Source organism: Priestia sp. SRI_019, from assembly GCF_057586255.1.
Genome location: NZ_JBYCZN010000002.1, coordinates 712,583 through 736,217 on the forward strand (window position 1 = coordinate 712,583; position 23,635 = coordinate 736,217).

24 protein-coding genes are annotated in these 23,635 nt (G+C 37.4%); 6 read left to right on the forward strand and 18 right to left on the reverse strand.

Annotated features, from left to right (window positions below; genetic code table 11):
- Window positions 1-28: 28 nt before the first annotated feature.
- Window positions 29-1,240 (reverse strand): cytochrome P450, encoded by a 1,212-nt coding sequence (locus AC2YJL_RS13950; protein ID WP_195694276.1) that lies wholly within the window; start codon window positions 1,238-1,240, stop codon window positions 29-31.
- Window positions 1,241-1,525: 285 nt separating this feature from the next.
- Between AC2YJL_RS13950 and AC2YJL_RS13955 the strand changes: the two genes are divergently transcribed.
- Together AC2YJL_RS13955 and AC2YJL_RS13960 are read left to right on the forward strand one after the other, a co-directional pair.
- Window positions 1,526-2,257 carry a ZIP family metal transporter gene (locus AC2YJL_RS13955; protein WP_195694278.1) on the forward strand — a complete coding sequence of 244 codons (732 nt, stop codon included), beginning with the start codon at window positions 1,526-1,528 and terminating at the stop codon, window positions 2,255-2,257.
- A gap of 83 nt (window positions 2,258-2,340) precedes the next feature.
- A complete protein-coding gene (locus AC2YJL_RS13960; RefSeq protein ID WP_195694281.1) occupies window positions 2,341-2,883 on the forward strand; it encodes a DUF4825 domain-containing protein in 543 nt (180 codons plus the stop codon).
- Between the two features lie 20 nt (window positions 2,884-2,903).
- On the opposite strand, the gene AC2YJL_RS13965 is transcribed toward AC2YJL_RS13960, so the two are convergent.
- Both AC2YJL_RS13965 and AC2YJL_RS13970 read right to left on the reverse strand, forming a co-directional pair.
- Window positions 2,904-3,806 (reverse strand): GNAT family N-acetyltransferase, encoded by a 903-nt coding sequence (locus AC2YJL_RS13965; RefSeq protein ID WP_369360618.1) that lies wholly within the window; start codon window positions 3,804-3,806, stop codon window positions 2,904-2,906.
- 156 nt (window positions 3,807-3,962) lie between these two features.
- Window positions 3,963-5,822: an N-acetylmuramoyl-L-alanine amidase gene (locus AC2YJL_RS13970; RefSeq protein ID WP_369360620.1), complete on the reverse strand. Its 1,860-nt coding sequence runs from the start codon at window positions 5,820-5,822 to the stop codon at window positions 3,963-3,965.
- Window positions 5,823-6,294: 472 nt separating this feature from the next.
- Here AC2YJL_RS13970 and AC2YJL_RS13975 point away from each other — a divergent pair, with 472 nt between their 5' ends.
- Complete coding sequence (locus AC2YJL_RS13975) at window positions 6,295-6,675, forward strand: plasmid mobilization protein (RefSeq protein ID WP_028408740.1); 381 nt, start codon at window positions 6,295-6,297, stop codon at window positions 6,673-6,675.
- 56 nt (window positions 6,676-6,731) lie between these two features.
- Here the strand turns inward: AC2YJL_RS13975 and AC2YJL_RS13980 are convergent, their stop codons facing one another.
- The 12 genes from AC2YJL_RS13980 to AC2YJL_RS14035 all read right to left on the reverse strand — a co-directional run bounded on the left by AC2YJL_RS13980 (window position 6,732) and on the right by AC2YJL_RS14035 (window position 15,530).
- Window positions 6,732-6,911: a DUF8096 family protein gene (locus tag AC2YJL_RS13980; protein WP_025752091.1), complete on the reverse strand. Its 180-nt coding sequence runs from the start codon at window positions 6,909-6,911 to the stop codon at window positions 6,732-6,734.
- A 99-nt stretch (window positions 6,912-7,010) separates the two neighbouring features.
- Entirely contained in the window at window positions 7,011-8,009 is a 999-nt protein-coding gene (locus tag AC2YJL_RS13985) for an N-acetylmuramoyl-L-alanine amidase family protein (RefSeq protein ID WP_487374784.1), read from the reverse strand.
- A gap of 96 nt (window positions 8,010-8,105) precedes the next feature.
- Window positions 8,106-8,642: a hypothetical protein gene (locus AC2YJL_RS13990; RefSeq protein WP_098249863.1), complete on the reverse strand. Its 537-nt coding sequence runs from the start codon at window positions 8,640-8,642 to the stop codon at window positions 8,106-8,108.
- A gap of 135 nt (window positions 8,643-8,777) precedes the next feature.
- Window positions 8,778-10,100 (reverse strand): LLM class flavin-dependent oxidoreductase, encoded by a 1,323-nt coding sequence (locus AC2YJL_RS13995; RefSeq protein ID WP_487374785.1) that lies wholly within the window; start codon window positions 10,098-10,100, stop codon window positions 8,778-8,780.
- A gap of 1 nt (window position 10,101) precedes the next feature.
- Window positions 10,102-10,824: a riboflavin kinase gene (locus tag AC2YJL_RS14000; RefSeq protein ID WP_487374786.1), complete on the reverse strand. Its 723-nt coding sequence runs from the start codon at window positions 10,822-10,824 to the stop codon at window positions 10,102-10,104.
- Between the two features lie 165 nt (window positions 10,825-10,989).
- A complete protein-coding gene (locus tag AC2YJL_RS14005) occupies window positions 10,990-11,763 on the reverse strand; it encodes an amino acid ABC transporter ATP-binding protein (RefSeq protein WP_230932498.1) in 774 nt (257 codons plus the stop codon).
- Window positions 11,760-12,470, reverse strand: coding sequence for an amino acid ABC transporter permease (locus AC2YJL_RS14010; RefSeq protein ID WP_028408745.1), 711 nt, complete (start codon window positions 12,468-12,470; stop codon window positions 11,760-11,762). Before AC2YJL_RS14010 ends, AC2YJL_RS14005 begins: the two co-directional genes overlap by 4 nt.
- Window positions 12,471-12,497: 27 nt before the next feature.
- Window positions 12,498-13,196, reverse strand: a complete 699-nt coding sequence (locus AC2YJL_RS14015) for an amino acid ABC transporter permease (protein ID WP_028408746.1) — start codon at window positions 13,194-13,196, stop codon at window positions 12,498-12,500.
- An 84-nt stretch (window positions 13,197-13,280) separates the two neighbouring features.
- The gene (locus AC2YJL_RS14020) at window positions 13,281-14,102 is read right to left on the reverse strand and encodes an amino acid ABC transporter substrate-binding protein (RefSeq protein ID WP_028408747.1); all 822 of its coding nucleotides are present in this window, start codon (window positions 14,100-14,102) and stop codon (window positions 13,281-13,283) included.
- A gap of 69 nt (window positions 14,103-14,171) precedes the next feature.
- The gene (locus tag AC2YJL_RS14025) at window positions 14,172-14,438 is read right to left on the reverse strand and encodes a glutaredoxin family protein (protein ID WP_230932497.1); all 267 of its coding nucleotides are present in this window, start codon (window positions 14,436-14,438) and stop codon (window positions 14,172-14,174) included.
- 26 nt (window positions 14,439-14,464) lie between these two features.
- Window positions 14,465-14,989 carry a GNAT family N-acetyltransferase gene (locus AC2YJL_RS14030; protein WP_028408748.1) on the reverse strand — a complete coding sequence of 175 codons (525 nt, stop codon included), beginning with the start codon at window positions 14,987-14,989 and terminating at the stop codon, window positions 14,465-14,467.
- Between the two features lie 10 nt (window positions 14,990-14,999).
- Complete coding sequence (locus AC2YJL_RS14035) at window positions 15,000-15,530, reverse strand: hypothetical protein (RefSeq protein WP_487374787.1); 531 nt, start codon at window positions 15,528-15,530, stop codon at window positions 15,000-15,002.
- A gap of 327 nt (window positions 15,531-15,857) precedes the next feature.
- Between AC2YJL_RS14035 and AC2YJL_RS14040 the strand changes: the two genes are divergently transcribed.
- Both AC2YJL_RS14040 and AC2YJL_RS14045 read left to right on the forward strand, forming a co-directional pair.
- The gene (locus AC2YJL_RS14040) at window positions 15,858-16,883 is read left to right on the forward strand and encodes an LLM class flavin-dependent oxidoreductase (protein WP_487374788.1); all 1,026 of its coding nucleotides are present in this window, start codon (window positions 15,858-15,860) and stop codon (window positions 16,881-16,883) included.
- Between the two features lie 226 nt (window positions 16,884-17,109).
- Window positions 17,110-17,931 carry a Cof-type HAD-IIB family hydrolase gene (locus AC2YJL_RS14045; RefSeq protein ID WP_013082899.1) on the forward strand — a complete coding sequence of 274 codons (822 nt, stop codon included), beginning with the start codon at window positions 17,110-17,112 and terminating at the stop codon, window positions 17,929-17,931.
- Between the two features lie 48 nt (window positions 17,932-17,979).
- On the opposite strand, the gene AC2YJL_RS14050 is transcribed toward AC2YJL_RS14045, so the two are convergent.
- Together AC2YJL_RS14050 and AC2YJL_RS14055 are read right to left on the reverse strand one after the other, a co-directional pair.
- Window positions 17,980-19,323: a 2-hydroxycarboxylate transporter family protein gene (locus AC2YJL_RS14050; protein ID WP_230932492.1), complete on the reverse strand. Its 1,344-nt coding sequence runs from the start codon at window positions 19,321-19,323 to the stop codon at window positions 17,980-17,982.
- Between the two features lie 143 nt (window positions 19,324-19,466).
- Window positions 19,467-21,176, reverse strand: coding sequence for an NAD-dependent malic enzyme (locus AC2YJL_RS14055; RefSeq protein ID WP_230932491.1), 1,710 nt, complete (start codon window positions 21,174-21,176; stop codon window positions 19,467-19,469).
- A 496-nt stretch (window positions 21,177-21,672) separates the two neighbouring features.
- On the opposite strand from AC2YJL_RS14055, the gene AC2YJL_RS14060 reads away from it, so the two are divergent.
- Window positions 21,673-22,077: a hypothetical protein gene (locus AC2YJL_RS14060; protein WP_028408753.1), complete on the forward strand. Its 405-nt coding sequence runs from the start codon at window positions 21,673-21,675 to the stop codon at window positions 22,075-22,077.
- 27 nt (window positions 22,078-22,104) lie between these two features.
- Here AC2YJL_RS14060 and AC2YJL_RS14065 read toward each other — a convergent pair whose 3' ends face one another.
- Window positions 22,105-23,595, reverse strand: coding sequence for a peptide MFS transporter (locus AC2YJL_RS14065; RefSeq protein ID WP_028408754.1), 1,491 nt, complete (start codon window positions 23,593-23,595; stop codon window positions 22,105-22,107).
- Window positions 23,596-23,635 lie beyond the last annotated feature (40 nt).

The window sequence follows — 23,635 nt, forward strand, 5'->3', positions numbered from 1 at the left end:
AAGCAAGCGCATAATTTGCGCTCGCTTTTTAAGCTTTATTAAAAGTAATCTCATATTTTTTTACACCAAAAACAAAAGGACTGCCTATTGGCTTTAAAGACTGATTTTGAACTTTCGAAAATTCTCCTTTTTCTAGTAACTTAGTAAAAGCAATTTTCCCTTCCATTCTTGCTAGCGGTGCTCCTAAGCAAAAATGGATGCCGAATCCAAAGCTCACGTGAGGATTTGTTTTACGATGCACGACAAAAGTTTCAGGCCGTTCAAACTTAGCCGAATCTCTATTTGCACTTGCTGCCCAGCTAATTACCTGCTGCCCTTTTTTAATCTTACACTCTCCAAGTTCTACATCTTCAGCAGCTATGCGTCCAATCGCTTGAATAGGAGGATAATAGCGAAGCGTTTCTTCCACCAGGTTCGGCACTAGCGATATGTCTTGACGAACTTCATTCTGTACGTCTACGTCTTCTGTCATATACCGGACTCCGTTCGTAATTAAGTTTGTGGTTGTTTCATTGCCTGCTACTAGCAATAAAATACAAAACCCCAGCACTTCCTCTTCTGTTAAATGCTCGCCGTCAATTTCTGCTTCTAAAAGCAGCGAAATGAGATCTTCTTGTTTATTTTGCTGACGCTCAGCGATAATTTCTTGAAAATACCCTTGTAAAAAAATCACGCCTTTATTACGATTTTGCATCATTTTTGCAAAAGCTTCGTCTGAATTATTTTCGGCACCGCTCACTAAATCATCAGAGTACTTTTTAAACAGTGCTCGATCTTGTATAGGTACTCCTAGCAGCTCTGCTATTACAATAATTGGGAGTGGTCCAGCAAAGTCTTCTACTATATCAAACTTTTTTTTGTTGCTTACTTGATCTAATAAATAATCGGCAATCTCTTCAATATGACCCTCCAAGTGCTGAATAGCTCTTGGCGTAAAAGCTTTGTTTACTAAGTTTCGTAACTTTGTATGTTTTGGAGGGTCCATCATTAAAATACTTTCTTGGCGCTCTTCCATTGCTCGTTTGGATGAAAAAAGCGACGGGTTTTTTAAAATATACTTTACTGTTTCATAATCAAATACATCCCAGCAGTTTCGGCTTTCATCGTACCGAATAGGTGCCTCTTGACGCAGGCTGTTATAAATATCAAATGGGTAAAGCTGCTGTTCAACTGATTTGATTTCTTGCATAGGAATCAAGTTAGCATAGCGATTTTCTCTTTTTACTGCTTTTGAATTCATCTCGTATTCCTTCTTTCGTTTAGAAGTGACCTCGTTAAGTTTTTAAATTTTCTACAGATCAAAGAATTTTTTTCCATCTTTGTATCTTTTGATCAGACTATCACAAGGTTTTTTCACTTTCAACGGACATATTCAGAAAATTTTGTCAATTATACAGAAGACTTATTTTATTTAAGGTCTAAATCAGTGATTCTTTTCCATTTTTTTAGTTCATTTATCTTGTTTCATAATAATCATAGAGATGGTTACACTACAAGTAAGTACGTAAGAAAGTAGGGATCTCATGTGATAGATGCCCTTATGTGGGGTGGTGTCTCAGGCTCAGCTGTATTAATTGGAGCTATTATAGCTATTTTTGTACCTTTAAAAAAACAGTTGACTGCTTATATTATGGCTTTTGGCACGGGCGTTTTGTTAGGAGCTGCTGCTTACGAGCTCATTCAAGATTCGGTAAAAGAAGCGGGAATCATTTCTTCTTCTTTAGGCTTTTTAACAGGCGCAGCACTTTTTACTCTTCTTGACATCTCCTTAGCTAAAAAAGGCGCTCACAAAAGAAAACGTTCGGACCACCTTGTCCCCGCTAGCTCGGGACTGGCCATTTTTATTGGTACCATTATGGATGCTATACCTGAGTCACTGATGATTGGCGCAAGTTTGATTGAACAGCACCACGTTAGCTGGCTGCTTGTTGTTTCTATTTTTATCAGCAATATACCCGAAGGAATCTCCGGGACAAGCGGACTACTAAAAAGCCAATATAAGCAAAAGAAAATTTTTTCATTATGGCTTTCTGTCTTCTTTATATCGGCTCTTAGTTCTTGGATTGGTTATCTATTTCTTCAAAATGCTACCCCAAACATGATGGGTTTTATTGCCTCATTCGCCGGTGGTGGAATTGTGGCAATGGTTGCTTCGACGATGTTGCCGGAAGCTTTTGAAGAAGGTGGTCCTGTTATTGGTTTTATTGCCTCATTAGGGTTATTAACTTCTATTATTTTGGATTATCTGTCTTTTTAATGAATAAACTTATATTTTGTATGAAACAAAATATATAGGTCTTTCGTCTTTACAAGTAGATATAAACAAAAGGAGTTACCATTATGAAAAAAATATATGCTTCTCTTACACTTTGCACAGTGCTCACTTGCCTATCAGGGTGTGCTTATGCACCTCATAATAACCTGTCTGCCGAAAGAGTCTCTGCTTCTTCTATTCAATATACTTCTTCAAAACATGAGGCTTCAGTAGAGGAAATTACAAATAAGCTTCCGGGACACGTTTATTTAAAAGGTATAGCCTTTCAAGATACGCAAAAACCTTATTACTTAGCAATTAATTACGCTGCAATAGATAATCAGCATACGTTTGAAAAAAGCTGGACGTCTGTTAAAACCAAACGCATACTTTTACATAACGCAACCATCTTACTTTCTGCCGTACAAAATATTGACAGCGTTCACTTTACTATTAATACGACTGTTCCTCAGACAATCACGATTACTCGAAAAGAGTTAACCGACTTCTACGGAATAGATCTTCGGAATTATAATGACGTGAAACAAGTATGGAAAGAAAAATTCGAAGGGCAGCAAGAAAAAATCGAGGAATTTTATGATGCACATCCAATTACGGAAATGCAGTAAAAGCGGCCCATGGCCGCTTTTTAAAGTTGTTTTTTCATAAACACCTGCTCAAGTTTGATTCCTTCATCTGTATATAAATCTTGAAAACCAAATGATTTTAACATTTTCACGAGTAAGCTATTTCCTTTTTCAGGTACATTATATGTATTATAAGCAATTGGTCCATACATATTAAAAATGGTTGCTAATAAAAAGCCCAGAACGTCCTCTGAATTTGAGATATGTTCCTTAACGCTTCCTTGATAAAAAGTAACGGAATTCACGATGCCTATGGAAGAAAAATTCTTTTGAAATAATAGATAGCCAACTTCTTCGTTTCTTTCATTCAACGCAATAAACGATTCTCCATTACGAATACAGTCAAATTGATTTTTCCACGGAACGTCGTATGTATAAAAAGATAGGTTCTGAATATCTTTTGCAAGCCTTCGCTTTAACGAATACGTGAGCTGATTCTTCTTTTTAAGTAAAGCATCGGGAAAACTGCCTCTATGCTTTAGAAAGAAAAGCGTATCTACAATCTCATATCCGTATTTCTGATAAAGGTGAATGGCTTTTTCATTCACTTTAAATGCTTCCAGACTGGCTTCCACTACTCCTTGCTGCTCGTATCTCTCAAGTGTAGCTTTTAGTAAGGCTTCTCCAATTCCCATTTTTCGGTAAGGTAAGGCTACGCTTGTACCTCCATTCCAAGCATATTTTTTTCCCTTGACCTTTTTTATTCCATTTAACATAATTCCAGCTGGTGTATTATTATAAAAAGCCATAAATGAATGGTCGACAGATAGCTGATCGAAACCAAATCTACAAGTGAATTGATCTAGTGACAGCTCAATCGGAATGTAATAATCTTCAAAACCCTTATTGAATGCTTGTAGTGCATCAGAAAAAGAACACTGGCTTAGAGGCTTAATTATAATCATGGGACATTCCTTCCTTTTGTAAAAAGATAATAAGCTAGAAAATCATTATAAGAAAACATCATCAATAACCTTCTGAATTTTTGTGGTTTTTAAAAGAAAAGAAAGAGACGTATCCTTTAAGCATCCTGTCTCTTCCTTTTCTTTTAACACTCTATTCTATTGTCTTTTAACCTCTACATCCGACCCTTTCACAAACGCATAGCGGTGATTAAAATAAATTTGATAATATTCGTCTTTTCCAACAATCATTTTGTGATCGTTTGGGTTTGTTGTAAAAGTTGGGGCATAGTAATAGTCACTCCTTACTTTTTCTACCCCCACGTACACCTGCTCTGGAGAAATTTTATACTGAAGTGGCACCATAGCTTTAACTGGTATATCAGAAGGATAGGCTGAAGCTTCCGGGAAAGCTCCTCCGTACACTTGAATGCTTTCTTTTCCTGGTTTTGGCGTCAATAAGATGCCTGTACCTTTACTTGTATTTTTATTATGAGGATTATAAAACCACGCTTTTTGTCCTCCGTACCAAATCGCTGTCCATTCTCCTTTTGTCTCAGCTACTGCATACGTTTGGCCAGTTACAGCTTTGCTTCCCCAGTCTAACGTTTGTTTCGTTCCAGGCCCTGAAGCTGCAGGCTCATTCAGTAGCGGTGAATCATTGCTGGGAGCTTGATGCAAATACACAAAGTTGGCCGGCTGCTTTGGTGCATCTGATACCTCCGGCTGATTGTTTTGAAAGACTGGATTAACCGTAACGGCTAGTTTGTTTGTGTGCTGGCGCTCGACCGGGCTTCCTACCAAATCCATGTAGTGCCCCCAATCCCAAAACGGCCCGGGATCTGAATGCATACCTGATTGAGCTTTAGGAGACAAACCCGGCACCTCATCATGACCAATAATATGAGCTCGGTCTAACGGAATATTATATTCTTTGGCAAGGTGGCGTACGAGTCTTGCCGAAGAACGGTACATTTCTTCTGTAAACCATGTGGATCCTTCAAGGGCGAACCCTTCATGCTCGATTCCAATACTGTGCGTATTAAAATACCAGTTTCCTGCATGCCATGCTACGTCTTTGTTATTGATCATCTGTGCGATGTGACCATCACTTGAACGGATTACATAGTTTGCAGCGGCTCTATTAGGGTTAGCAAACAAATCAATCGTTCCATCATAACTTACTTCTGTATCATGAATAACAATATAGCGAACATCTGATTTTTGGCGATTTGCAATATCATAGTTTCCATAATCTGAAGGACTTTCGCTGAATTTCCCGTAAAAAGCAGGGATGTATTCACATTTTAAAGATGCCGGACAGTCCGCTTTATTCGTATTAGAATTTTCAGCACGAGGAATCGACATATCTATATTTTGAGGGGAAATTTTAAGATGCTGTCCGTCTGACGTTGTATGCTCTGCTCCTTTTTCCAACGTTTCATATACATCATCGGCAAATACTTGAGCGTTTTGTTTATCCTGAGAAGAACTGTAAGCTGCGACTGCATCGTACCATTTTTGATCAGTGGACGGTACATTTCCGTTTTTGTCTTTTGCGATAAAAGCCAGCACAGCAGCGCCACCGCGAATATTTTGCACGGGATCTTTTTTTAACCTTTCTTTATCTAAGTTAAGCAGCTTAGCAGCTAAGGAGAGAGTTTGCTGTTTATCATATGCTGGTTTTGAAGGCGAAGCTCCGTTTCCTTTTCCATCTTCTAAAGAAGGGATGTCTGTTAAATGCATAAGACCGTATCCCCCGGCTGCACTAGGTTTTCCGTTATGACTTTCCCAGCGCGACTTGTTGTAGGAAATTGCTTTTAAAAGCGAAGCTGGCACACCAAATTCTTTAGATGCTTGTGCAAATGCTCGCTCCAAAGAATCTGACTGATTCTCTGCAGCCAAAGCGACTACAGGCTTTTGCAGCGTATGAAGGGGCATATAAGCTGTACATATGACACCAGCCGTAAGCATGGCTACCCCTATCTTATTTAGTTTTAATCTTTTTTTTAGTTTCAAACGTATTCCTCCCCCGTAAAGTATGTAAATGAGGTCAATAAAGACATAATATGACTTTACCTCGTTCTCAACCATTTCGTCTTCTTTCTTTCTATTCCCTTGAGACAATAGTCTAGAAGATTCGACAGAATTACTAGGAGGAAAGATGTGGTACGAGGAAAAAATCATAAAAATCATCCCTCTTCTTTAAAGCTGCGCTCTCAAAAATGGTTAAGTATAACAGCGGTCCATTCATCCCTTTTGCTGCCTTTTTAATAAAGCAGCAATATTGTAGATAATGACATTCCTTCTATAATTCAACTATTACTAAACCAAATTTCTTAATTTACCAGTTTTTTAACAGACTGTTCGTTCGACATTTTAGTAACTTTTCACCATAGTTAACCATGGAAAAGGTTGCTATTATTAAAGACAAGAGAATGTTTACATATGATTGAACGCAGCAAGAACTGCTCTTGAAAGGAGATACCTTATGAGAGGACACAGCATTCCAGCAATTAAGTTGAATGAAGAAGAAAAAGAAAAATTAGAGGAACTTATTGAACACTATAATTTAAAACGAACGTCTCTCATTCGAAAATTTATTATGGATGGAAAAGTTAAGCCTCCTTTAATCGGCAAAGAAGCAGGTGTGGAACTATTGGTTAACCTGCGAAAAATTGAGTCTGAACTAAGCCGGCTAAGCAATAATATGCATCAAATTGCAAAGTACTTACATAAACCAAAAGATAAGCAAAACCATTCACAGAACCTTGAAGACATCCTATTAGAAATGATGAAAAAACAAAAACATGTACAAGAAGATGTAGAGACTATTTCAGAGCAGCTTAGCGATCATTTATACGTTAAATAGAGAAAAAACGCTCTTTTCATTTCAGAAAAGAGCGTTTTTTATAAAGAAGTAGGGATTTAAATGCTTTTTTTCATGCCGCACTTTGCGCATGTACGGATAAAAATAAAGTCTTTTACTAAGCTTTTAAATTTCACATGTCCACAGTTATCGCATCTGCCTGCAACTTTATCCGGAAACTCCTCATATACATATACTTTTGTTAAATCAATCGCTTCTTGTTGCTCTTCCATTTCCATCACACCTTTATGCATCTTTACGATTCAGCTCTTTATATTCTATCAAAAATAAGTAAAATTACTAGGGTGAAAGCTTCAAAAAACAAGAAGGTTTTTTCACTATTTTGTTATCCGTTCAGCTTTGTACCACCAATTTTCTCTATCTAAAAATGCTTTTACATTCAGTATTTTTTTATCGCGAAGGGTAATGATGGCTACCGCAGCTCCTTCTTTGGAAAAGGTTACAGCTGTTTCTAATTTCTCTTTTGTCACAAACACTTTTAATGTTTTCATATTCTCTTTTGTTAATTCCGCAGTTGTGATGGTTTCTCCTTCAATGATTGTATCTTTTTTTCCAATAAAATGTTGTCCATCCATCATCCAGGCTGCACGCGTTTCACCATAAACTTGAAAGAAGGTATTCTTTTTTAAATAACCTGTTCTCTCCGACATATTTGCATCCTTATACGTCTCCGTATCCTCGGTTGTTTTTATCCATAAAGGTTTATATAAAAAAGTAGGCTTTGGAAAACCTTCCTCGTCAGAATCTCCCACAGGATTTGTAGATTTAGACTCCAAGTTTAAAAACTGCGCAACCCCTTTTGCATATGCCACCCCCATATCTTTTAGAAATTGAGGATTTTTTAAGAGCTTTGCATCATGTTCTGTATCAATAAACCCGATTTCAGTTAGTACAGACGGCATATAGGAACGTCTTAACACACTATGATTAGCCAATTTCCTGCCTCGGTTAAAGTGATTGTATTTAGTAAGAACAAATTTCACATGATCATGAATATCGTTTCGTAACACAATGGTTTGGTTATTTATATTTTTGCTATAAATAAAATCTTCATATCCCGTTTCGCCACCCGAATTTATATGAATAGATAAGTATACATCAGCACCCCACGCATTGGCTTTGTTGACCCGTTCATTTAATGACAAAAACACATCGGTTGTACGTGTTGTACAAAGAGAAAATCCTTGATAGTGAGTAGAAAGAAAAGAGATGATGTACTGTTGAACAGCTAACACTACGTCTTTTTCATATAACCCGCTGGCGACAGCCCCTAGATCTGCCCCTCCGTGACCTGCATCTAAATAAATTTTTTTCATATAACCTGTCTCCTCCTTATCCGTAGCATATGCATGAATAAGCGAAGACGTTTGTTATACAAAACTACTTTTATGTATAAAGCTTTTTGCTATAGCTCATTTAGAAGTCTTTACAACTGATTTACCATAGCTAGTAACATCAAAATATGTATTTGATCCATCGTCTTCATTGATCACAACATCTAAGTCATGAAAATAACGATGAAGTTCTTTTAACAGTGCTTGATCTTTCGTCTGCTCTAGCTGTACAGCGAGCTTCTCCATATGCTGAAAGTCTTTCTTTAAAACAGAATCTTTTACTTCAATCGTGCCAATCGTATTGTTAATGGCTGTGGCTTCTTCTTGTACTGCAGACCAGTCTGGATGCTCAATGGCACTCCACCCCGTCAAATCATTTAGTACGTCATGATGTTCAGCAATAAAGTCTTTTGCCTGCTGATCGCTGCTTTCCAGTTTATCAACTTTTTGTTGATCCACTTTAATGGCGCTTGCCTGTATACTTTGCTGTGATAAAAAAGGAATTTTTCCGTTTTGGTACAATATCCACCCTGTCGCTCCTCCCCCGACTAAAAAAACGGATAAAGATATCGAAATGATCATACGCTTCTTCTTACTTTTATGTCTTTTTTCCATTTGACTCCTTTCCGGGTATTCAACACCCTTTAGGCCTTATGAACTGAAACGAATAACCTACAAAAAGAATTTTACCATATTTTTAATATTAAAAATATTAAAAAAGAGACTCCTTCGAGTCTCTTTGAATCCACTTCAATTAACTTTCACCTGTGTGTAGCGATTTTTAGGAACATTCAACTGCAAGTTACTTCTTAACGTATTCCCTTCGTATTCTGTACGATACAAGCCTCTTTCTTGCAGTATCGGTACAACGTGTTCAACAAAGTCATCTAAGCCATGCGGAACGCTTGAATGAATAATAAAGCCGTCAGCTCCTTTTTCTTCAAACCACTGTTCCATCAAATTAGCGATATGCTCTGGCGTCCCAATAAATTGTGTTTTAGGTGTAGCAATTCGCAGCGCTGCTTCTCGCAGTGTCCACTTATATTTTTTGGCGTTTTCTTTAATTTTGTCAGTTGTACTGCGGAAACTATTACTTCCTATATCTCCTAAGTCAGGAAATGCATCATCTAATGGAAACTGTGAAAAATCAAAATGATCGAAAAAGCGTCCTAAGTAGTTTAGCGCATGTTCAATTGTCACCAATTGAGAAAGTTCTTCATATTTTCTTTCGGCTTCTTCGTTTGTAATACCAATTATAGGACCAATTCCCGGAAAAATTAGAAGTTCGTTTTCATTGCGTCCTTGCGCTGCGGCTCTCGATTTTACATCTTGGTAAAAAGCTTTTGCTTCTTCTAAATTGTCTTGTCCCGTAAACACTGCGTCAGCCGTTTTTGCTGCTAAATCTTTTCCGCTTTCAGAAGAGCCTGCTTGAAACACTACGGGCTGCCCCTGAGCTGAGCGGCCAATGTTTAACGGGCCTTCTACAGAGAAAAATTCGCCTTTGTGATGCAACCGGTGCAGCTTTTTCTCCTCAAAAAATTGTCCGGTTTCTTTATTTCGAATAAATGCATCATCTTCCCAAGAATCCCATAATCCCTTCGTTACTTCTAGAAACTCTTCAGCTATTCTATAGCGTTTGTCATGAGTGGGGTGCTCTTTTCCATAGTTAAGGGCTGATCCTTCTAATGGAGATGTGACAACATTCCACCCTGCTCGGCCGCTGCTAATATGATCAAGCGAAGCAAATTGTCTAGCCACCGTAAACGGTTCGCTATACGAAGTCGATAGAGTGCCGACTAAACCAATATGAGAAGTGACAGAAGCAAGTGCTGATAAAATAGTAAGAGGTTCAAAACGATTCAAAAAATGCGGAAGCGATTTTTCATTAATATATAACCCATCGGCAATGAACACTAAATCAAATTTTCCTTCTTCCGCTTTTTGAGCCTGCTGCTTGTAAAAACCGAAATTAACGCTGGCATCTGACAAAATTTCAGGGTGTCTCCACGCCCCCATATTTCCTCCAACTCCATGAATAATAGCCCCTAGCTTTAATTGTCTTTTTATTGTCATATTACCATTCTCCTTTTTCATACCCGTTCATAAATTCTCGTAATTGATTGGTTAAACCGCCTGCTCCAAAGCGAAGGACTCCTTCTTTTTCTGTCTTTCTTTCATTTCCTTCTTGTGCAAATTGCAAAAAAGCGATAACGTGAACTCTTCTAGGGTGAATATTTTCAATTCCTTCGTCATAAAACCATTGATCAATTGTATTGTAAATCCCTTTATTGACTCTGAATTGACTGTGGCACCAATTAAAAAACTGGAGATCAGGCAAATTTAAATACCGCGCTTGCCCTAGCTTGGAAGCTGTATGTTCACTAGATACATAGCCCATATGTTGAAATCTTTGCTTTGCTTGTAGCGTATCAGCTTTAATTTGATGCTTTAAAAATTCAATAGAAGGAAATTTTTTCTCTCCTCGCACCCGAAAGATCACGTCGCATTGAACTGTCTCTCCATAAATAACGTCGTTAAAATCCAGAATATGCACCTCAAATGTTTTAGATAGCTCCGATCCAAATGTCGGCTTAACCCCTACATTCATAACTCCTATATGTTCAAGCCCCCGCAGATGAACGAGGACACCATACACGCCATTCTTTAATTCCTTATGCTGAGTATCTATATTAGCTGTTGGAAACCCTAAGTGTCTTCCTTGCTGCCTTCCAGGTACAACCTGGCCTTTTATAATAAGTTTTTTGCTTGTTTTAGCTTTTAATGCTCCTCTATTCACTACGTTCACCCTTCTTCCCTTAAGTCTAGTAAAAAATAAAAGGTTCTTTGCACAATGTCACATATTGTGCAAAGAACCTCTAGTGATCTAGTCGGTTTGTTTAATTTGATGATCTTATCACATACTTATTATTCCTATGAGTCAAGTTGGTTTTTAGTTAAAATATTAGATTGTTTTTTCATAAATATAAGAGTAAGGCGAATGCGTTGGGTTAATACGCTTGAAAAATTGCTTTGTTCGTTCTTCTTTTGGATTTGAAAATATGTCTTCAGGATAACCTTGTTCCACAATCTTTCCTCCGTCCATAAATACCACATGATTAGAAACTTCACGGGCAAAACTCATTTCGTGCGTAACAATGATCATTGTAATTCCTTCTTCAGCAATTTTACGAATAACAGACAGTACTTCACCCACCAGTTCAGGGTCCAAAGCAGACGTCGGCTCATCAAATAAAATGACTTCAGGATTTAAAGCAAGCGCTCTAGCAATGCCCACTCGCTGCTGTTGACCTCCTGATAACTGACTTGGATAAGCATTTGCTTTTTCAGCAAGCCCAACTTTTTCAAGGACGTCTAAACTGCGTTGTTTCGCTTCTTCCTTTGGCAGCTTTTGAACAATAACTAGCCCCTCCATAATATTTTCAATAACGGTTTTGTGTTTGAACAAATTGTATTGCTGAAAAACCATCGTTGTTTTTTGTCGAAGAGTTAAAATGTCTTTGCGGTTTGGCTTTTGGCACTGAACCGTAAATTGATCAATCGAAACTTCTCCTTCATCTGCTTTTTCTAAGAAATTAATGCAGCGTAAAAACGTAGTCTTTCCAGAACCACTCGGTCCTAAAATGGTCACAACGTCGCCTTTTTTAACAAGTAAATCAATACCGTCCAATACTGTATTATGACCAAATGTTTTTTTGATATTTGTTAATGCAATCATACAACTCCTCCTCGATTATAAACCGTTAATTTTCGTTCAAGCAGCGCTGTTATCCCTTCTATTAACATCGTCAGCATCCAATAAATAAGAGCAGCAGCAATATAGGCTTCTAAAAACTTGAGATTGTTCGAAGCTACGATATTAGCAGCACCGTTTAGCTCTTTTTGCGATACGATGAATGCGATAGAAGACGTATGCAAAAAGCCGATGAAGATATTACATAAATTCGGTAAAGACAAAGCAAACGCCTGCGGAAAAACAATTCGTTTCATTGATTGAAAGCGATTCATCCCAATGGCATACGCAGCCTCAATTTGTCCTTTTTCTACAGCTAACAAACCAGAGCGAATAATCTCTGACATATAAGCTCCCGCTGTAAAAGACAAAGCGATTAATACAAATACGACAATAGGAATGCTGTTTGCATTGAAGCTCCATCCATAGTAACTCGATAGTTTATTAATAAATAGCGGGAACCCTAGGTAAATAACCATAATATGAAGAATAGCAGGCGTTCCTCGGAAAAATGATACGTATACGTTGGCAATTGGCGTTATTATTTTTACTGAGTTGATTCTCACAGCCGCAACAGCAATACCAATAAGCAACCCGCCTAGTAACGGACCGATGGTAATAAGGAGCGTTAAAGGTAATGCCTTTAAAATTTCTACAAATGCTGTCCATATAAACGGTACGTCAATAATCATGTTTACACCTCTTTTAGTAAGCTCGTTTTATACATGAACAGGCTGATCATGTTTTTGCAGCTTCTGTTCTGATTTCACAAAAAATTTCTCTAATATAATCGCCACCAAATAATAAATAATGGCAAGTGCGATATATACCTCCACTGCATGAGCCGTTGCAGCTATAATGGTATCTCCTCTTCCCATCATATCCATCACACCAATGGTAAAGGCTAAAGACGTATCTTTTAAGGACCCAATCACAAGATTTCCAAAGTTAGGAAAGGCTACAACGAGAGCTTGCGGCAGCACAATTCGAGTGAACGTTTGTTTTCCCGTCATTCCTATACTATAAGCTGCTTCAGTTTGCCCTTTATCCACACTATTAATGGCACCTCGCATCATTTCAGAAAAAGACGCCGCCGTGCTCAGTGAATACGTGATAATAACAAATACAAGCGGAGCCATTCTTGAAACGTCAATATGAATCAATTGTAAAAGGGCAGGTATCCCGTAAAAAACTAAAAATAATTGAATTAAAATAGGCGTTCCCCTCATAAAAGAAATATAAACTGCTGCTATTTGGCTTAACACCGGTACTTTATAAATACGAGGCAGGGCAATAAACAATCCCAAGGTACTGCCAATCACAAGTGAAGCAATTAAAATCCAAATTGTAATATGCAAATAAGATAATAATTGAGGAATAGAGGTGAAAATCAGCTCTATATCAAATGCTTTTCCCATCTTTTTCTCTCCTTTGTTTCCCTCTGCAGGTAGCGAAAGGACCCAAGTTCAAGGCTTGGGTCACAGTAAGTGCTAGTAAGTGCTTTAGTTATTTCCAGCTGCTTTTGTATAATCTTCTCCCAGCCATTTTTTACTTAATTTTGTCAATGTTCCGTCTTCTTTTATTTCTTTTAACGCTTTATCAACGTCTTTTTGTAAACCTGTTTCATTTTTGCGAAGCATAAAATATACTTTTGAATTTGAAATAGCAGGCCCTACAACTTTTTGCTCTGCGTCCGCTTGTTTATTGACAAAGTCAACTGCAAACGGCGTACTAATCGTGGCATCCGCACGCCCTGTTTTCAGCTGCGTTTTTGTATCATCAGATCCTTGGCCTGAATAGACGATATTAATTTTATTTCCATGTTCTTTGTTATACTTATCGATTAAGTTAGCAGAATTACTCGTTGCTCCTACAATTACCTTTTTACCGCTCAAATCTTTAATTGATTTAATAGACGTATTTTTTTCGTTTACAACTACATGCAGCGGAAAGATATTATAAGGTTCTTTATTAAAAAGGAACTTTTGTTTTCTCTCTTCATTCACTTCCATCTGATGGGCTACTAAATCAATTTTGTTCGATTCTAAGCTCAAAAGTAAATTAGAAAAATCCATTGTCTTAAATTCGAACTTATAGTTTGGAAGGCGTTTGTCTATTTCTTTAACAAGCTCTACGTCATACCCTGTTAGATTTCCTTTATTGTCAAGAAAGCAAATGTTCGGAAATTGCGTACCCGTTCCTACAATAATTTTTTGTACTTTGTCTTTGCTTGCGTTAGCCGCTGTTTCTTTATTTGGTGTTCCGCAAGCGGCTAGTAATAAAAGAAGTGATAAAAAGATAGCTGTCAGCTGTAGTTTTTTCATGTGTTTTGTCCCTCACTATGTCTCAAAATAATTTGTTGTTTTAATGAATGAATAAAATAGATGTTCCAGCTATTTAACGATTGGTGAATAGTCTTCAATCAATTTTTCTATTTGTTCATAATCTTTTTCAATTACTCCTTTAAACTGCCCCTCGTCTCCAATTTCAACGACCGGTACATGGCGAATACCGTATTTAATTTCAAGTAAATCCCGCAAATAATCTTTTCCTTCTACATCGATACTTTCATATTGATATCCTTTCTCATGAAAATATGCTTTTAGTTCCTCGCAATGATGACAACCTTTTCGATTCCATAATAAAATTTTTACTGACATGGTTTTTCCTCTTTTCTTTTAAATGATTAATTAGCTTTTTGTAACTCCTTGTGTTTTTCTAACTCATATCTTTCGGGGTGTAAGATCTTCCTTAAGAATACGCCTTTTCCTTCTTCTCCTTGATCGACTTCAAAAAAACGTTCATACCCTTTCCTTTCATACATAGGAATCAACCACGGATGTTGATCAGAAGTAGCCAATGTAACGGCAGGTTCCCCCAATTGATCCCGAATAATTGTTTCTTCAACCCATGTTAAGAGTTTAGAACCTACTCCTTTCTTTTTAACCAAAGGATCTACCGCAAACCACCATAAGAAAGGCCAGTTCGTTATTTCTTTATACGTTCTTGCTGTAATCGTAGCTACGATTTTTTTATCACTTTCCAGTACGTAGCAGCGGCTGTTTTGAATGTTTTCTTTGACAAGTTCAATCGTTGCCGTTGCGGCTGGAAACTTAATTCCTAGCTTTCGAATCGGCTCGTATGCTCGAAGCGTTAAATCCAACAGCTCTTCAGCATCTTCTACGGTTGCTAATCGAAATAATTCACTCATTTTCTTCACCTCATTTTATAAATGTTTGAAGAGATAGATCAGCTTTATAAATCAGCTCATCCACAGCTTCCTTTAAACGACTTTTGGCATTTGCATTGTTGATGCCTGTAAAAGAGGCGTATTCATGCAGCAAAAAAAGACTGCTGACCCAATAAGGTCTACCTAAAAAAGACGCTAAAAGTTTTAAATCATACTTAGCTTTTAGTAACGAATTCACATTTTCACCAATAAGAATTGGCAGAAGTATTTTTTTATGCAATAAATCTTCTGGCAATATTTTTGTTAGCCGTTCAAAAGACTGTACGTATGTTTCATTTACTCCAGATAACAGAACGACAATACTTTTAGCTTGGTTCACTTTTGAAATAAATCCCTTTACTTCTTTCTGTGCTTCCTGCTTCAAAGCGTGTACATCATGATACAAAATAGTTTCTGCGTGCACTCCTCTTGAGGTTAAGCAAGCTTCTAGCTCATCTTTCACTGAGGCTATTTGTTGATAATTATGAGAGCTTCCGTTATATAAAATACATACATCGCTCACTTTCTTCCCCTCCTTTTTATAGCAAAAAGGCTCCTGGAGTTTCCTCAGGAGCCTTTGGTAGACCAATCAGCTTTAACTGTTTTTTTGATAAAACCGGAGAATGAAGTGAAGTGTCTTTGAAACATACTCACTTAATTCTTATTTATCCAAGTTGTTTTATCGGCTTTTCTGTTTGATGATTCAACTATATAGCCTCAAAATAGCAAAGTCAACTTATTTTTCAAAAAATTTTTTTCTTTCAAAAAACTCTTTTCATCTGGAAAATCCTTTGCTAAAATTAATCCCAATTATTCTTACCTTTTTTATCAACTTTAAGGAGTGTTTTCAGTGAAACTAAGTATTTTAGATCAAAGCCCACGTTATGAAGGTGAACGTGCTGAAGATGCATTTCAGCATACTATACAATTAGCTCAGCTAGCAGAAGAACTTGGCTACCACCGCTTTTGGGTAGCGGAGCATCATGACTCTGAACATGTTGTAGGATCATCACCTGAAGTGTTAATTTCTCACCTGCTCGCTAAAACGCATCATATCCGTATCGGCTCAGGCGGTGTTATGCTTCAGCACTACAGCCCTTATAAAGTAGCAGAAAATTTTAATGTTTTAGCCTCATTATCTCCAAATCGCATCGATCTTGGAATCGGTAGAGCACCAGGAGGACTACCTCATTCTACTCAAGCCTTGCAACAAAACTCTCAGCCCACTAAGTCCTTAACAGACAAACTGATAGAACTTAAGCAATACCTAAACGATACGCTGCCGGAAGATCACCCTCTTTACGGTTTAAAAGCCTATCCAAGGCCGGAAAAATCAGCAGATATGTTTTTACTGGGAGCAAGTGCTTCAAGCGCAGAGCTTGCGGGTTCATTAAACCTTCCTTATGTATTTGCTCAATTCATTAATGGTGATCAAAAAGTGCTAGAAGAAGCGATTTCTGTCTATAATCAGCACGTTGCATCTCGCGCACGCTCGCTTGTCGTTGCCCTTTCCGTCATCGTAGCGGATACCGTAGAAGAAGCAAAAACATTAGCATCCAGCACAAAAATATTTAAAGTATACTTACAAAATGGGAAGTCCGCTACATTAGGCTCCAAAGAAAAAGCTGAAGAATTTGGTCAGCAGTCCAAAGAAAGCTATCGAATTGAAGAAAAAGAAGCAAACATTATATACGGTACAAAAGAAACCGTTCGTCAAAAGCTTCAAGCTTTGAAACAAGAATTTTCTATTGATGAATTCATTATTCTTACTGCCATTCAAGATTTTGAACTAAAAAAGCGATCTTACACGCTCTTAAAAGAAGCATTCAATGAAGGAGATGTGCAGAGAACTAATCACACTCTAGCTGCTTACTAATCCAGAAGCTGAGACAAAAGTATTTTAGCAGAAATAAAACACGAACTAATAATCAGAATTATCGATTATTAGTTCGTGTTTTTCATTATTTTATCTACTTCCGAGGTGTTCAAACAAAATATACGCATGCCTCTCATTTTTTCAAAAAATCATTAAATTGAATCAAACGTTTTTTTATAGTACCATATGAAGATATGAGTCTAGTAGAAGAAGGGAATTTAAAAATATGCCTTACAAAATGATTGTTTTAGATTTGGATGATACACTATTATGCGATGATCACACTATTTCTCCCCGCACAAAAGAAGCATTAATGAAGGCGCAAGAATCGGGAGTGAAAGTTGTACTTGCTTCTGGACGACCAACTTACGGAATGGTTCACATCGCCAAGGAACTGGAGTTAGAAAAGTACGGAAGCTTTATTTTATCGTTTAATGGGGCAAAAATCATTAATTGCCTAACAAATGAAGAGCTATTTAGCAGCACATTATCTCCGAGAACCGTTGCACGTCTCGACGATATTAGCCGCGAAGAAGGCGTTTTAATTCATACGTACGTTGGAGATGAAATTATAACTGAAGTAGAAAATAAATTTACGGATATTGAAAGTGACATTACAGGTCTGCCGATCCGTGTTGTTTCATCTTTTACTGATGCCGTTACAGAGCCTGTTGTAAAAGTACTCATGCTTGCAGAACCGGAAATGCTGGTTCACGTTGAAAAGAAACTTCAAAAGCAGCTTCAAGGAGAGCTAAGCGTAATGCGCTCTAAACCATACTTCCTTGAATTTACAGAAGAAGGCGTCACAAAAGGGACAAGTCTCCACTTATTAATTCAACAGCTTGGCATTACACGCGATGAAGTGATTGCCATTGGCGACAGTTATAATGATCTTGCCATGATTGAATTTGCAGGACTTGGCGTAGCAATGGGAAATGCTCCTGAAGATATTAAAGAAAAAGCCAACCATGTAACAGATACAAACATGAACGACGGTGTGGCAAAAGTTGTGGAAGAATTTATCTTAAAACCTGTTAGCGTTTCATAAGACAAAAAAGCAGCTCGTACGAACTGAGCTGCTTTTTTCGTTTTGATTTTATACTCCTAAAAGTTTCATAAGAAGCGTAGCTAAAATAACAGTAGAAGCGCCTCCAAGTCTTGTTGCTACTTGAGCAAATGGCATAAGTGACATACGGTTGGAAGCTGATAAAATCGCTACGTCTCCCGTACCTCCTAAACCGCTGTGACAGCCTGTTACAATAGCAGCATCTACAGGGTGCATTTTCATCATTTTACCTACAAAATAACCTGTTGCTACCATAGCAATAACAACTGCAGCACATACGACTACATAACCTGGTGTAACAATTTTCACTACATCTTCAAGAGGAATATACAAAATCCCTAGCCCCACCATTAACGGCCATGTTAAGCTCGTAGAAATGAATTTGTACATATGGTAAGCACCTTGCTCCATCTTAGCAGGCATTACTTGTAAACATTTGACTAGCGTTGCCGCTACGATCATTAAAACTGGACCTGGAATTCCTAAAAACTTATGTGCTAAGCCTCCGAAAATAAAGAAACTACATGCAATTAAAAGACCCGCGCCCATTAACGAAAAATCTACTGGTTTCTTGATATTTGTATCTTCTGAGATGCCATCTCCGCCTTTTGTCTTCACAAGAACTCCATTACCTGTTAATTCTGGCTTTTTCTCTCCTAGACGTTTCATTAAGCCAGCACATACGATAGCAACGATGTTTCCGATAACAGCAGCTGGAATCATTTGCGACACAAAAGATTCTGCTGAACTACCTAAAATTTGAGAATAAGCAAGTGAAAGCGGTAAAATACCTTCACCAATCCCTCCTCCAATAATTGGTACAACAATATAGAAAAATGTATGTTTTGCTCCGTAACCAAATAACATCCCAACAGCTACGCCTGCAGCTACAGCGGCTAACGTACCTAATACAAGCGGTACGAACATACGTGTAAAGCCTTGAATTAAAACTTTGCGGTTCATACCAAGAATACTTCCGGCTACTAAACAAGAAATATAAAGATATAAAAAGTTTGATGTTTTCATCAAAGTTGTTACCGCTTCCATAGATGCAGGATTTAAAACATTATAAAAAACTAATACGGAAGGTACAAGCAGTGATAAGATAGCTGGTCCGCCAATATCTTTTAAAATCGGAATTTTTAACCCTAAATCACCAAGCAGCATTCCCATTACCATAATGATTGCAAATCCGCCAATCATATCTGGAGGAAGCTCGTTGTAAACGGCCGCACCGTATACAATTAAGGCAAGTAACACATATAGCGGTAGAGGAATAACTCCTACTTTAATATTGTTGATGCGCTTCCAAAATCCTTTATTTTCAGGCTGTGAATCTTGAGTAAACGTTTCCAATTTACGTGCTGTATTCATGTCATAACCCCCTGTGCTTCTAATATAGAGAATCATACACAAGTTTTTAAAAACTATATACGTTATGTAACTTAAGAATTCTTTTTGTAACTAAAAAAAGCACATCTTCTTTTTTCAGAAGCTGTGCTTTTTCTATCTAAAAATTAAGCATTTACTGTTTCTAAAGCTTTAATTTCTTTGTATGTTGGTTCCCACATTGCTGCTTTTACTGCCGCTTTAACATCTGTTGGAACTTCTTTTGCAACGCCATCTTTAATTGCTGCGTTAGCAACCGCTAAAGCAACGTTATATGATACTTCACGTAATTCTTCTACGCGTGGTAGTAATGAAGCACCCGTCTTGCTGCTGTCTACCATTTGAGCTACAGCGTGTGCACATGCTGCAAACATGCTGTCTGTAATAACTTCTGCTTTTACCACGATTGATCCAAGACCAAGACCAGGGAAAACAAAAGCATTATTAGATTGACCAATTTCATATTCCACACCATCGTAGTTAACTGGTTCAAACGGACTTCCAGTCGCTACAAGCGCTTTTCCTTCTGTCCAATTTAATAGGTTTTCAGGAGTAGCTTCCGCAAGCGGAGTTGGATTTGACATTGGTAAAATAGCTGGGCGTTCTACATGCTTCGCCATTTCTTTTACGATTTCTTCTGAGAATGCGCCTGCTACACCAGACGTACCAATTAAGATTGTTGGCTTAACTTGTCTGACAACTTCTAAAAGAGAAATTTTGTCTTCTTCACGGTTCCAGTCCTTCACTTCTTCTGCTTTTCGTGCATAAGGCGTTTGGAAACCTAATAAGTCATCCATGTCATCTGTTAAAAGGCCTCGGAAATCAACTGCCCAGAAGTTTTTATATGCTTCTTCTTCTGTAATACCATCTAATACCATTGCGTCACGAACTTGATCGGCAATACCGATACCTGCTGTACCCGGTCCAAAGATTAAAACTCGGTGGTCACGAAGTGGCATTTTAGACACTTGAACTGCTGAGAAAATAGCGGCAAGCGTTACAGCACCTGTTCCTTGGATATCATCATTAAACGTTAAAATTTCTTTTCCGTACTTGTTAATAATGTTGCGAGCATTTACATTACCGAAATCTTCCCAGTGTAACAGTGCATTAGGGAATATTTCAAGAGATTTTGAAATGAATTGATCTACGAAATGATCATAGCGTTCACCGCGGATACGTTCATGACGGTTTCCGATATATAAAGGATCATTTAATAATTTTTCGTTGTTTGTTCCTACATCAAGAACAACTGGAAGCACTCTGCTTGGATCGATTCCTGCTGCAGCTGTATATACCGCTAATTTACCGATAGCAATATTAATACCGCCAACGCCCCAGTCGCCAATTCCTAAAATACTTTCTGAATCTGTAATAACCATTAAATCAATGTCTTCACTATTTGCATCGATATTTTTAAGAGCTTCTTCAATGCCCTCTACATTATCGATTGATAAGTATACGCCACCCGGACGGCGATATTCGTGGCTGTACTCTTGGATTGCTTGTCCAACTGTTGGTGTATAAACAACAGGAAGCATTTCTTTTAAGTGATCTTGCAATAAACGATAAAATAATACAGCATTACGGTTTTGTAAATCGTTTAAATATACATTCTTACCAAGGTTATCTGGCTGAGCTAAAAATTGCTCATATGCACGTTTTGCTTGCTCATCTAAAGTTAAAGTCATTGGAGGAAGTAAACCTTCTAATCCTAACGTTTTGCGCTCTTCTTTTGTAAAAGCTACCCCTTTGTTTAACATTGGAGCTCCTAAAATTTCTTTCCCGCGTAAAGTCGTTTCGATTGTTTCATTATCTGCAAAAAATACGTTGCGCATACGACTATCTTCCTTTCTGTAGACTTGTATGACAAGCATACAAGTTGGTTAGATTTAAGTAATTAACATCTTATATGGATATTACATATTATTCAAATGTCCGTTAACTTTTTATGAATAGCATGCTAATTCATTTGACAATAGTATATTTTATGCCTATCTATTTCTGCTGTCAACTATTTTAGTAGAGCAATTTTTTAGTTATAAAGAGGTGGAAATTTCCGAATTTAATATCTTTTGTTAATTTTCTTTTTATATAGGTATTAAGAACCTTATTTACAATGGGTATTTCTTTTTGAGAGTTAAAACAGTTCTTTAATATGGAAAAAATGTTTAATTATAAAAAATTTTTTTAAAAATAATTTCAGTTTACCTTTAAAAGAATAATTTTTATTTTTTTGTCTATGCTGATTAGTAAATTACTATGAATATTCTTTCTCTTCTCTCTATACATATAAACTACATAGTTCTTTTTTATAATAATGGAGGTTATTGCATGCTAAAACCAGATACAGCTATTATTTTTGGATTTCTTATCGAAGAGGCGTCCAGTCGATTAGACGATCAAGAAATTAAAGAAATTGCGGCTAAAGAGCTAGAAAATGGAGAATTGGTGTTTGAAGAAGCGAGTTATTTTTATAAACGCTTTTTTATTCCGGCTTCCTCTGAATTAAGACAAGCTCTTCGCCGAGAGGTCTTATCACTTCATTTAACATTAAATCAAATCAAAAATGCGCATGGCAACGGATCCATGTCTAAGATTGCTCATATGCATCAAATTATTGCAGAAACTGAAAAATCAACAAACGAACTAAACAGACTTTTAAATCTTGCATTTTACGAAGGTGAAGACGATCAGACATACGCCTCCTTCATGAATATTTTTTCAAATAAATCATAAAAAAACCGCCCTTGAGGACGGTTTTTTTTATTGAACACCTTTCATTAAACGCTGAATTTTTGGCGAAATCATTAGTACAATTACACCTAAAATGACCGACACTCCGCCCAATGCAGCAAAATAAACAACTTGCGAAATGTTTTCATAATATTGAACAAGCTGAGCATTGATTGCCTGCGCCGCTGCGCTTGTTAGGAACCATAAACTCATTGTCTGAGCAGAAAACGCTGCAGGTGCTAGTTTTGTTGTCGTTGATAGCCCTACTGGTGATAAACAAAGCTCTCCAACTACAACTAAGAAGAAGCTTAGCACTAGCCATAGCGGGCTCGCTAACGTTTCATTTCCATGAATGCTAGCCGGGATAACCATGACAAGGAAAGAAAGCCCTGCAAATAAAAGTCCTAATGAAAACTTCTTTGGTGTAGAAGGCTGTCTGTTTCCTAATTTTACCCAAATCGCTGCAAAAACTGGCGCAAATATAATAATGAATAGCGGATTTAAAGATTGGAACCAACCAACTGGAATTTTAAAACCACCATACGTTAGCTGCGTATGATCTTTTGCATACGTTGCTAAAATTGTTGACCCCTGCTCTTGAATCGCCCAGAACATTACTCCAGAGATAAAAAGAGGAATGTACGCTAATACGCGTGAACGCTCATCAGCTGTTGTCTTAGGGCTCTTATACATAACAACAAAGTAAATAATAGGAATAACTATCGCTAAAATACTTACAAATAAAATAACACCTTCAACAGTTAAAATACCCGCTAAAGAAGTCAGTACAATAAAGATTGCCAGTACAACTACAACGAGTGCAATGGTACCAAAAACTTTTTTGCGTTCTTCTGGTTTTAAAGGGTTTGGAACTTGTCTGCCTGCACGACCTAGGTTTTTGCCTCGTGTAGCCATAAATACAATTAGACCTAAAAGCATTCCTACTGCTGCGATTCCAAAACCTAAGTGGTAATTGTATTTTTCCCCTACTGTTGAAACAACTAGAGGTGCGATAAATGCACCTGCATTTACACCCATATAGAAGATACTAAATCCAGCATCTCGACGGTTATCAGTCGGGCTATACATATCGCCCACAACGCTCGAAACGTTTGGTTTTAATAAACCTGTTCCGATGATAATCAAGAACATTGAAATAAACAGCGCTGTTACACCTGCTGGCAACGCAAGCACTAGATGTCCCAGCATAATAAATATACCGCCGTAAAACACCGTATTAGACGTACCTAAAATGCGGTCTGCAATCCAACCGCCAATAATTCCAGACATATAAACAAGAGAACCATAAATAGAAAAGATCGCTAAAGCGGTTCCTTGTTCCATTCCTAATCCACCGTTTGCAATTGTATCGTACATGTACAATACAAGTAGCGCACGCATTCCATAGTATGAAAAACGCTCCCAGAATTCTGTAAAGAACAAGGTAAATAAACCTTTAGGATGTCCGAAGAATCCTTTTTGAGGAACTGTTTCATACACTTTTTCTCTCTCTACCGACATATTCCTTAACCTCTCTTTCAACCGTAAACCACCATAGACA

What these genes read in the sequence shown, in the direction of transcription:
- AC2YJL_RS13950 (WP_195694276.1), bottom strand. Translation starts at nt 1,240, where the DNA reads ATGAATTCAAAAGCAGTAAAAAGAGAAAATCGCTATGCTAACTTGATT.
- AC2YJL_RS13960 (WP_195694281.1), top strand. Translation starts at nt 2,341, where the DNA reads ATGAAAAAAATATATGCTTCTCTTACACTTTGCACAGTGCTCACTTGC.
- AC2YJL_RS13965 (WP_369360618.1), bottom strand. Translation starts at nt 3,806, where the DNA reads ATGATTATAATTAAGCCTCTAAGCCAGTGTTCTTTTTCTGATGCACTA.
- AC2YJL_RS13975 (WP_028408740.1), top strand. Translation starts at nt 6,295, where the DNA reads ATGAGAGGACACAGCATTCCAGCAATTAAGTTGAATGAAGAAGAAAAA.
- AC2YJL_RS13980 (WP_025752091.1), bottom strand. Translation starts at nt 6,911, where the DNA reads ATGGAAATGGAAGAGCAACAAGAAGCGATTGATTTAACAAAAGTATAT.
- AC2YJL_RS13985 (WP_487374784.1), bottom strand. Translation starts at nt 8,009, where the DNA reads ATGAAAAAAATTTATTTAGATGCAGGTCACGGAGGGGCAGATCTAGGG.
- AC2YJL_RS13990 (WP_098249863.1), bottom strand. Translation starts at nt 8,642, where the DNA reads ATGGAAAAAAGACATAAAAGTAAGAAGAAGCGTATGATCATTTCGATA.
- AC2YJL_RS13995 (WP_487374785.1), bottom strand. Translation starts at nt 10,100, where the DNA reads ATGACAATAAAAAGACAATTAAAGCTAGGGGCTATTATTCATGGAGTT.
- AC2YJL_RS14005 (WP_230932498.1), bottom strand. Translation starts at nt 11,763, where the DNA reads ATGATTGCATTAACAAATATCAAAAAAACATTTGGTCATAATACAGTA.
- AC2YJL_RS14010 (WP_028408745.1), bottom strand. Translation starts at nt 12,470, where the DNA reads ATGATTATTGACGTACCGTTTATATGGACAGCATTTGTAGAAATTTTA.
- AC2YJL_RS14015 (WP_028408746.1), bottom strand. Translation starts at nt 13,196, where the DNA reads ATGGGAAAAGCATTTGATATAGAGCTGATTTTCACCTCTATTCCTCAA.
- AC2YJL_RS14020 (WP_028408747.1), bottom strand. Translation starts at nt 14,102, where the DNA reads ATGAAAAAACTACAGCTGACAGCTATCTTTTTATCACTTCTTTTATTA.
- AC2YJL_RS14025 (WP_230932497.1), bottom strand. Translation starts at nt 14,438, where the DNA reads ATGTCAGTAAAAATTTTATTATGGAATCGAAAAGGTTGTCATCATTGC.
- AC2YJL_RS14030 (WP_028408748.1), bottom strand. Translation starts at nt 14,989, where the DNA reads ATGAGTGAATTATTTCGATTAGCAACCGTAGAAGATGCTGAAGAGCTG.
- AC2YJL_RS14045 (WP_013082899.1), top strand. Translation starts at nt 17,110, where the DNA reads ATGCCTTACAAAATGATTGTTTTAGATTTGGATGATACACTATTATGC.
- AC2YJL_RS14050 (WP_230932492.1), bottom strand. Translation starts at nt 19,323, where the DNA reads ATGAATACAGCACGTAAATTGGAAACGTTTACTCAAGATTCACAGCCT.
- AC2YJL_RS14055 (WP_230932491.1), bottom strand. Translation starts at nt 21,176, where the DNA reads ATGCGCAACGTATTTTTTGCAGATAATGAAACAATCGAAACGACTTTA.
- AC2YJL_RS14060 (WP_028408753.1), top strand. Translation starts at nt 21,673, where the DNA reads ATGCTAAAACCAGATACAGCTATTATTTTTGGATTTCTTATCGAAGAG.
- AC2YJL_RS14065 (WP_028408754.1), bottom strand. Translation starts at nt 23,595, where the DNA reads ATGTCGGTAGAGAGAGAAAAAGTGTATGAAACAGTTCCTCAAAAAGGA.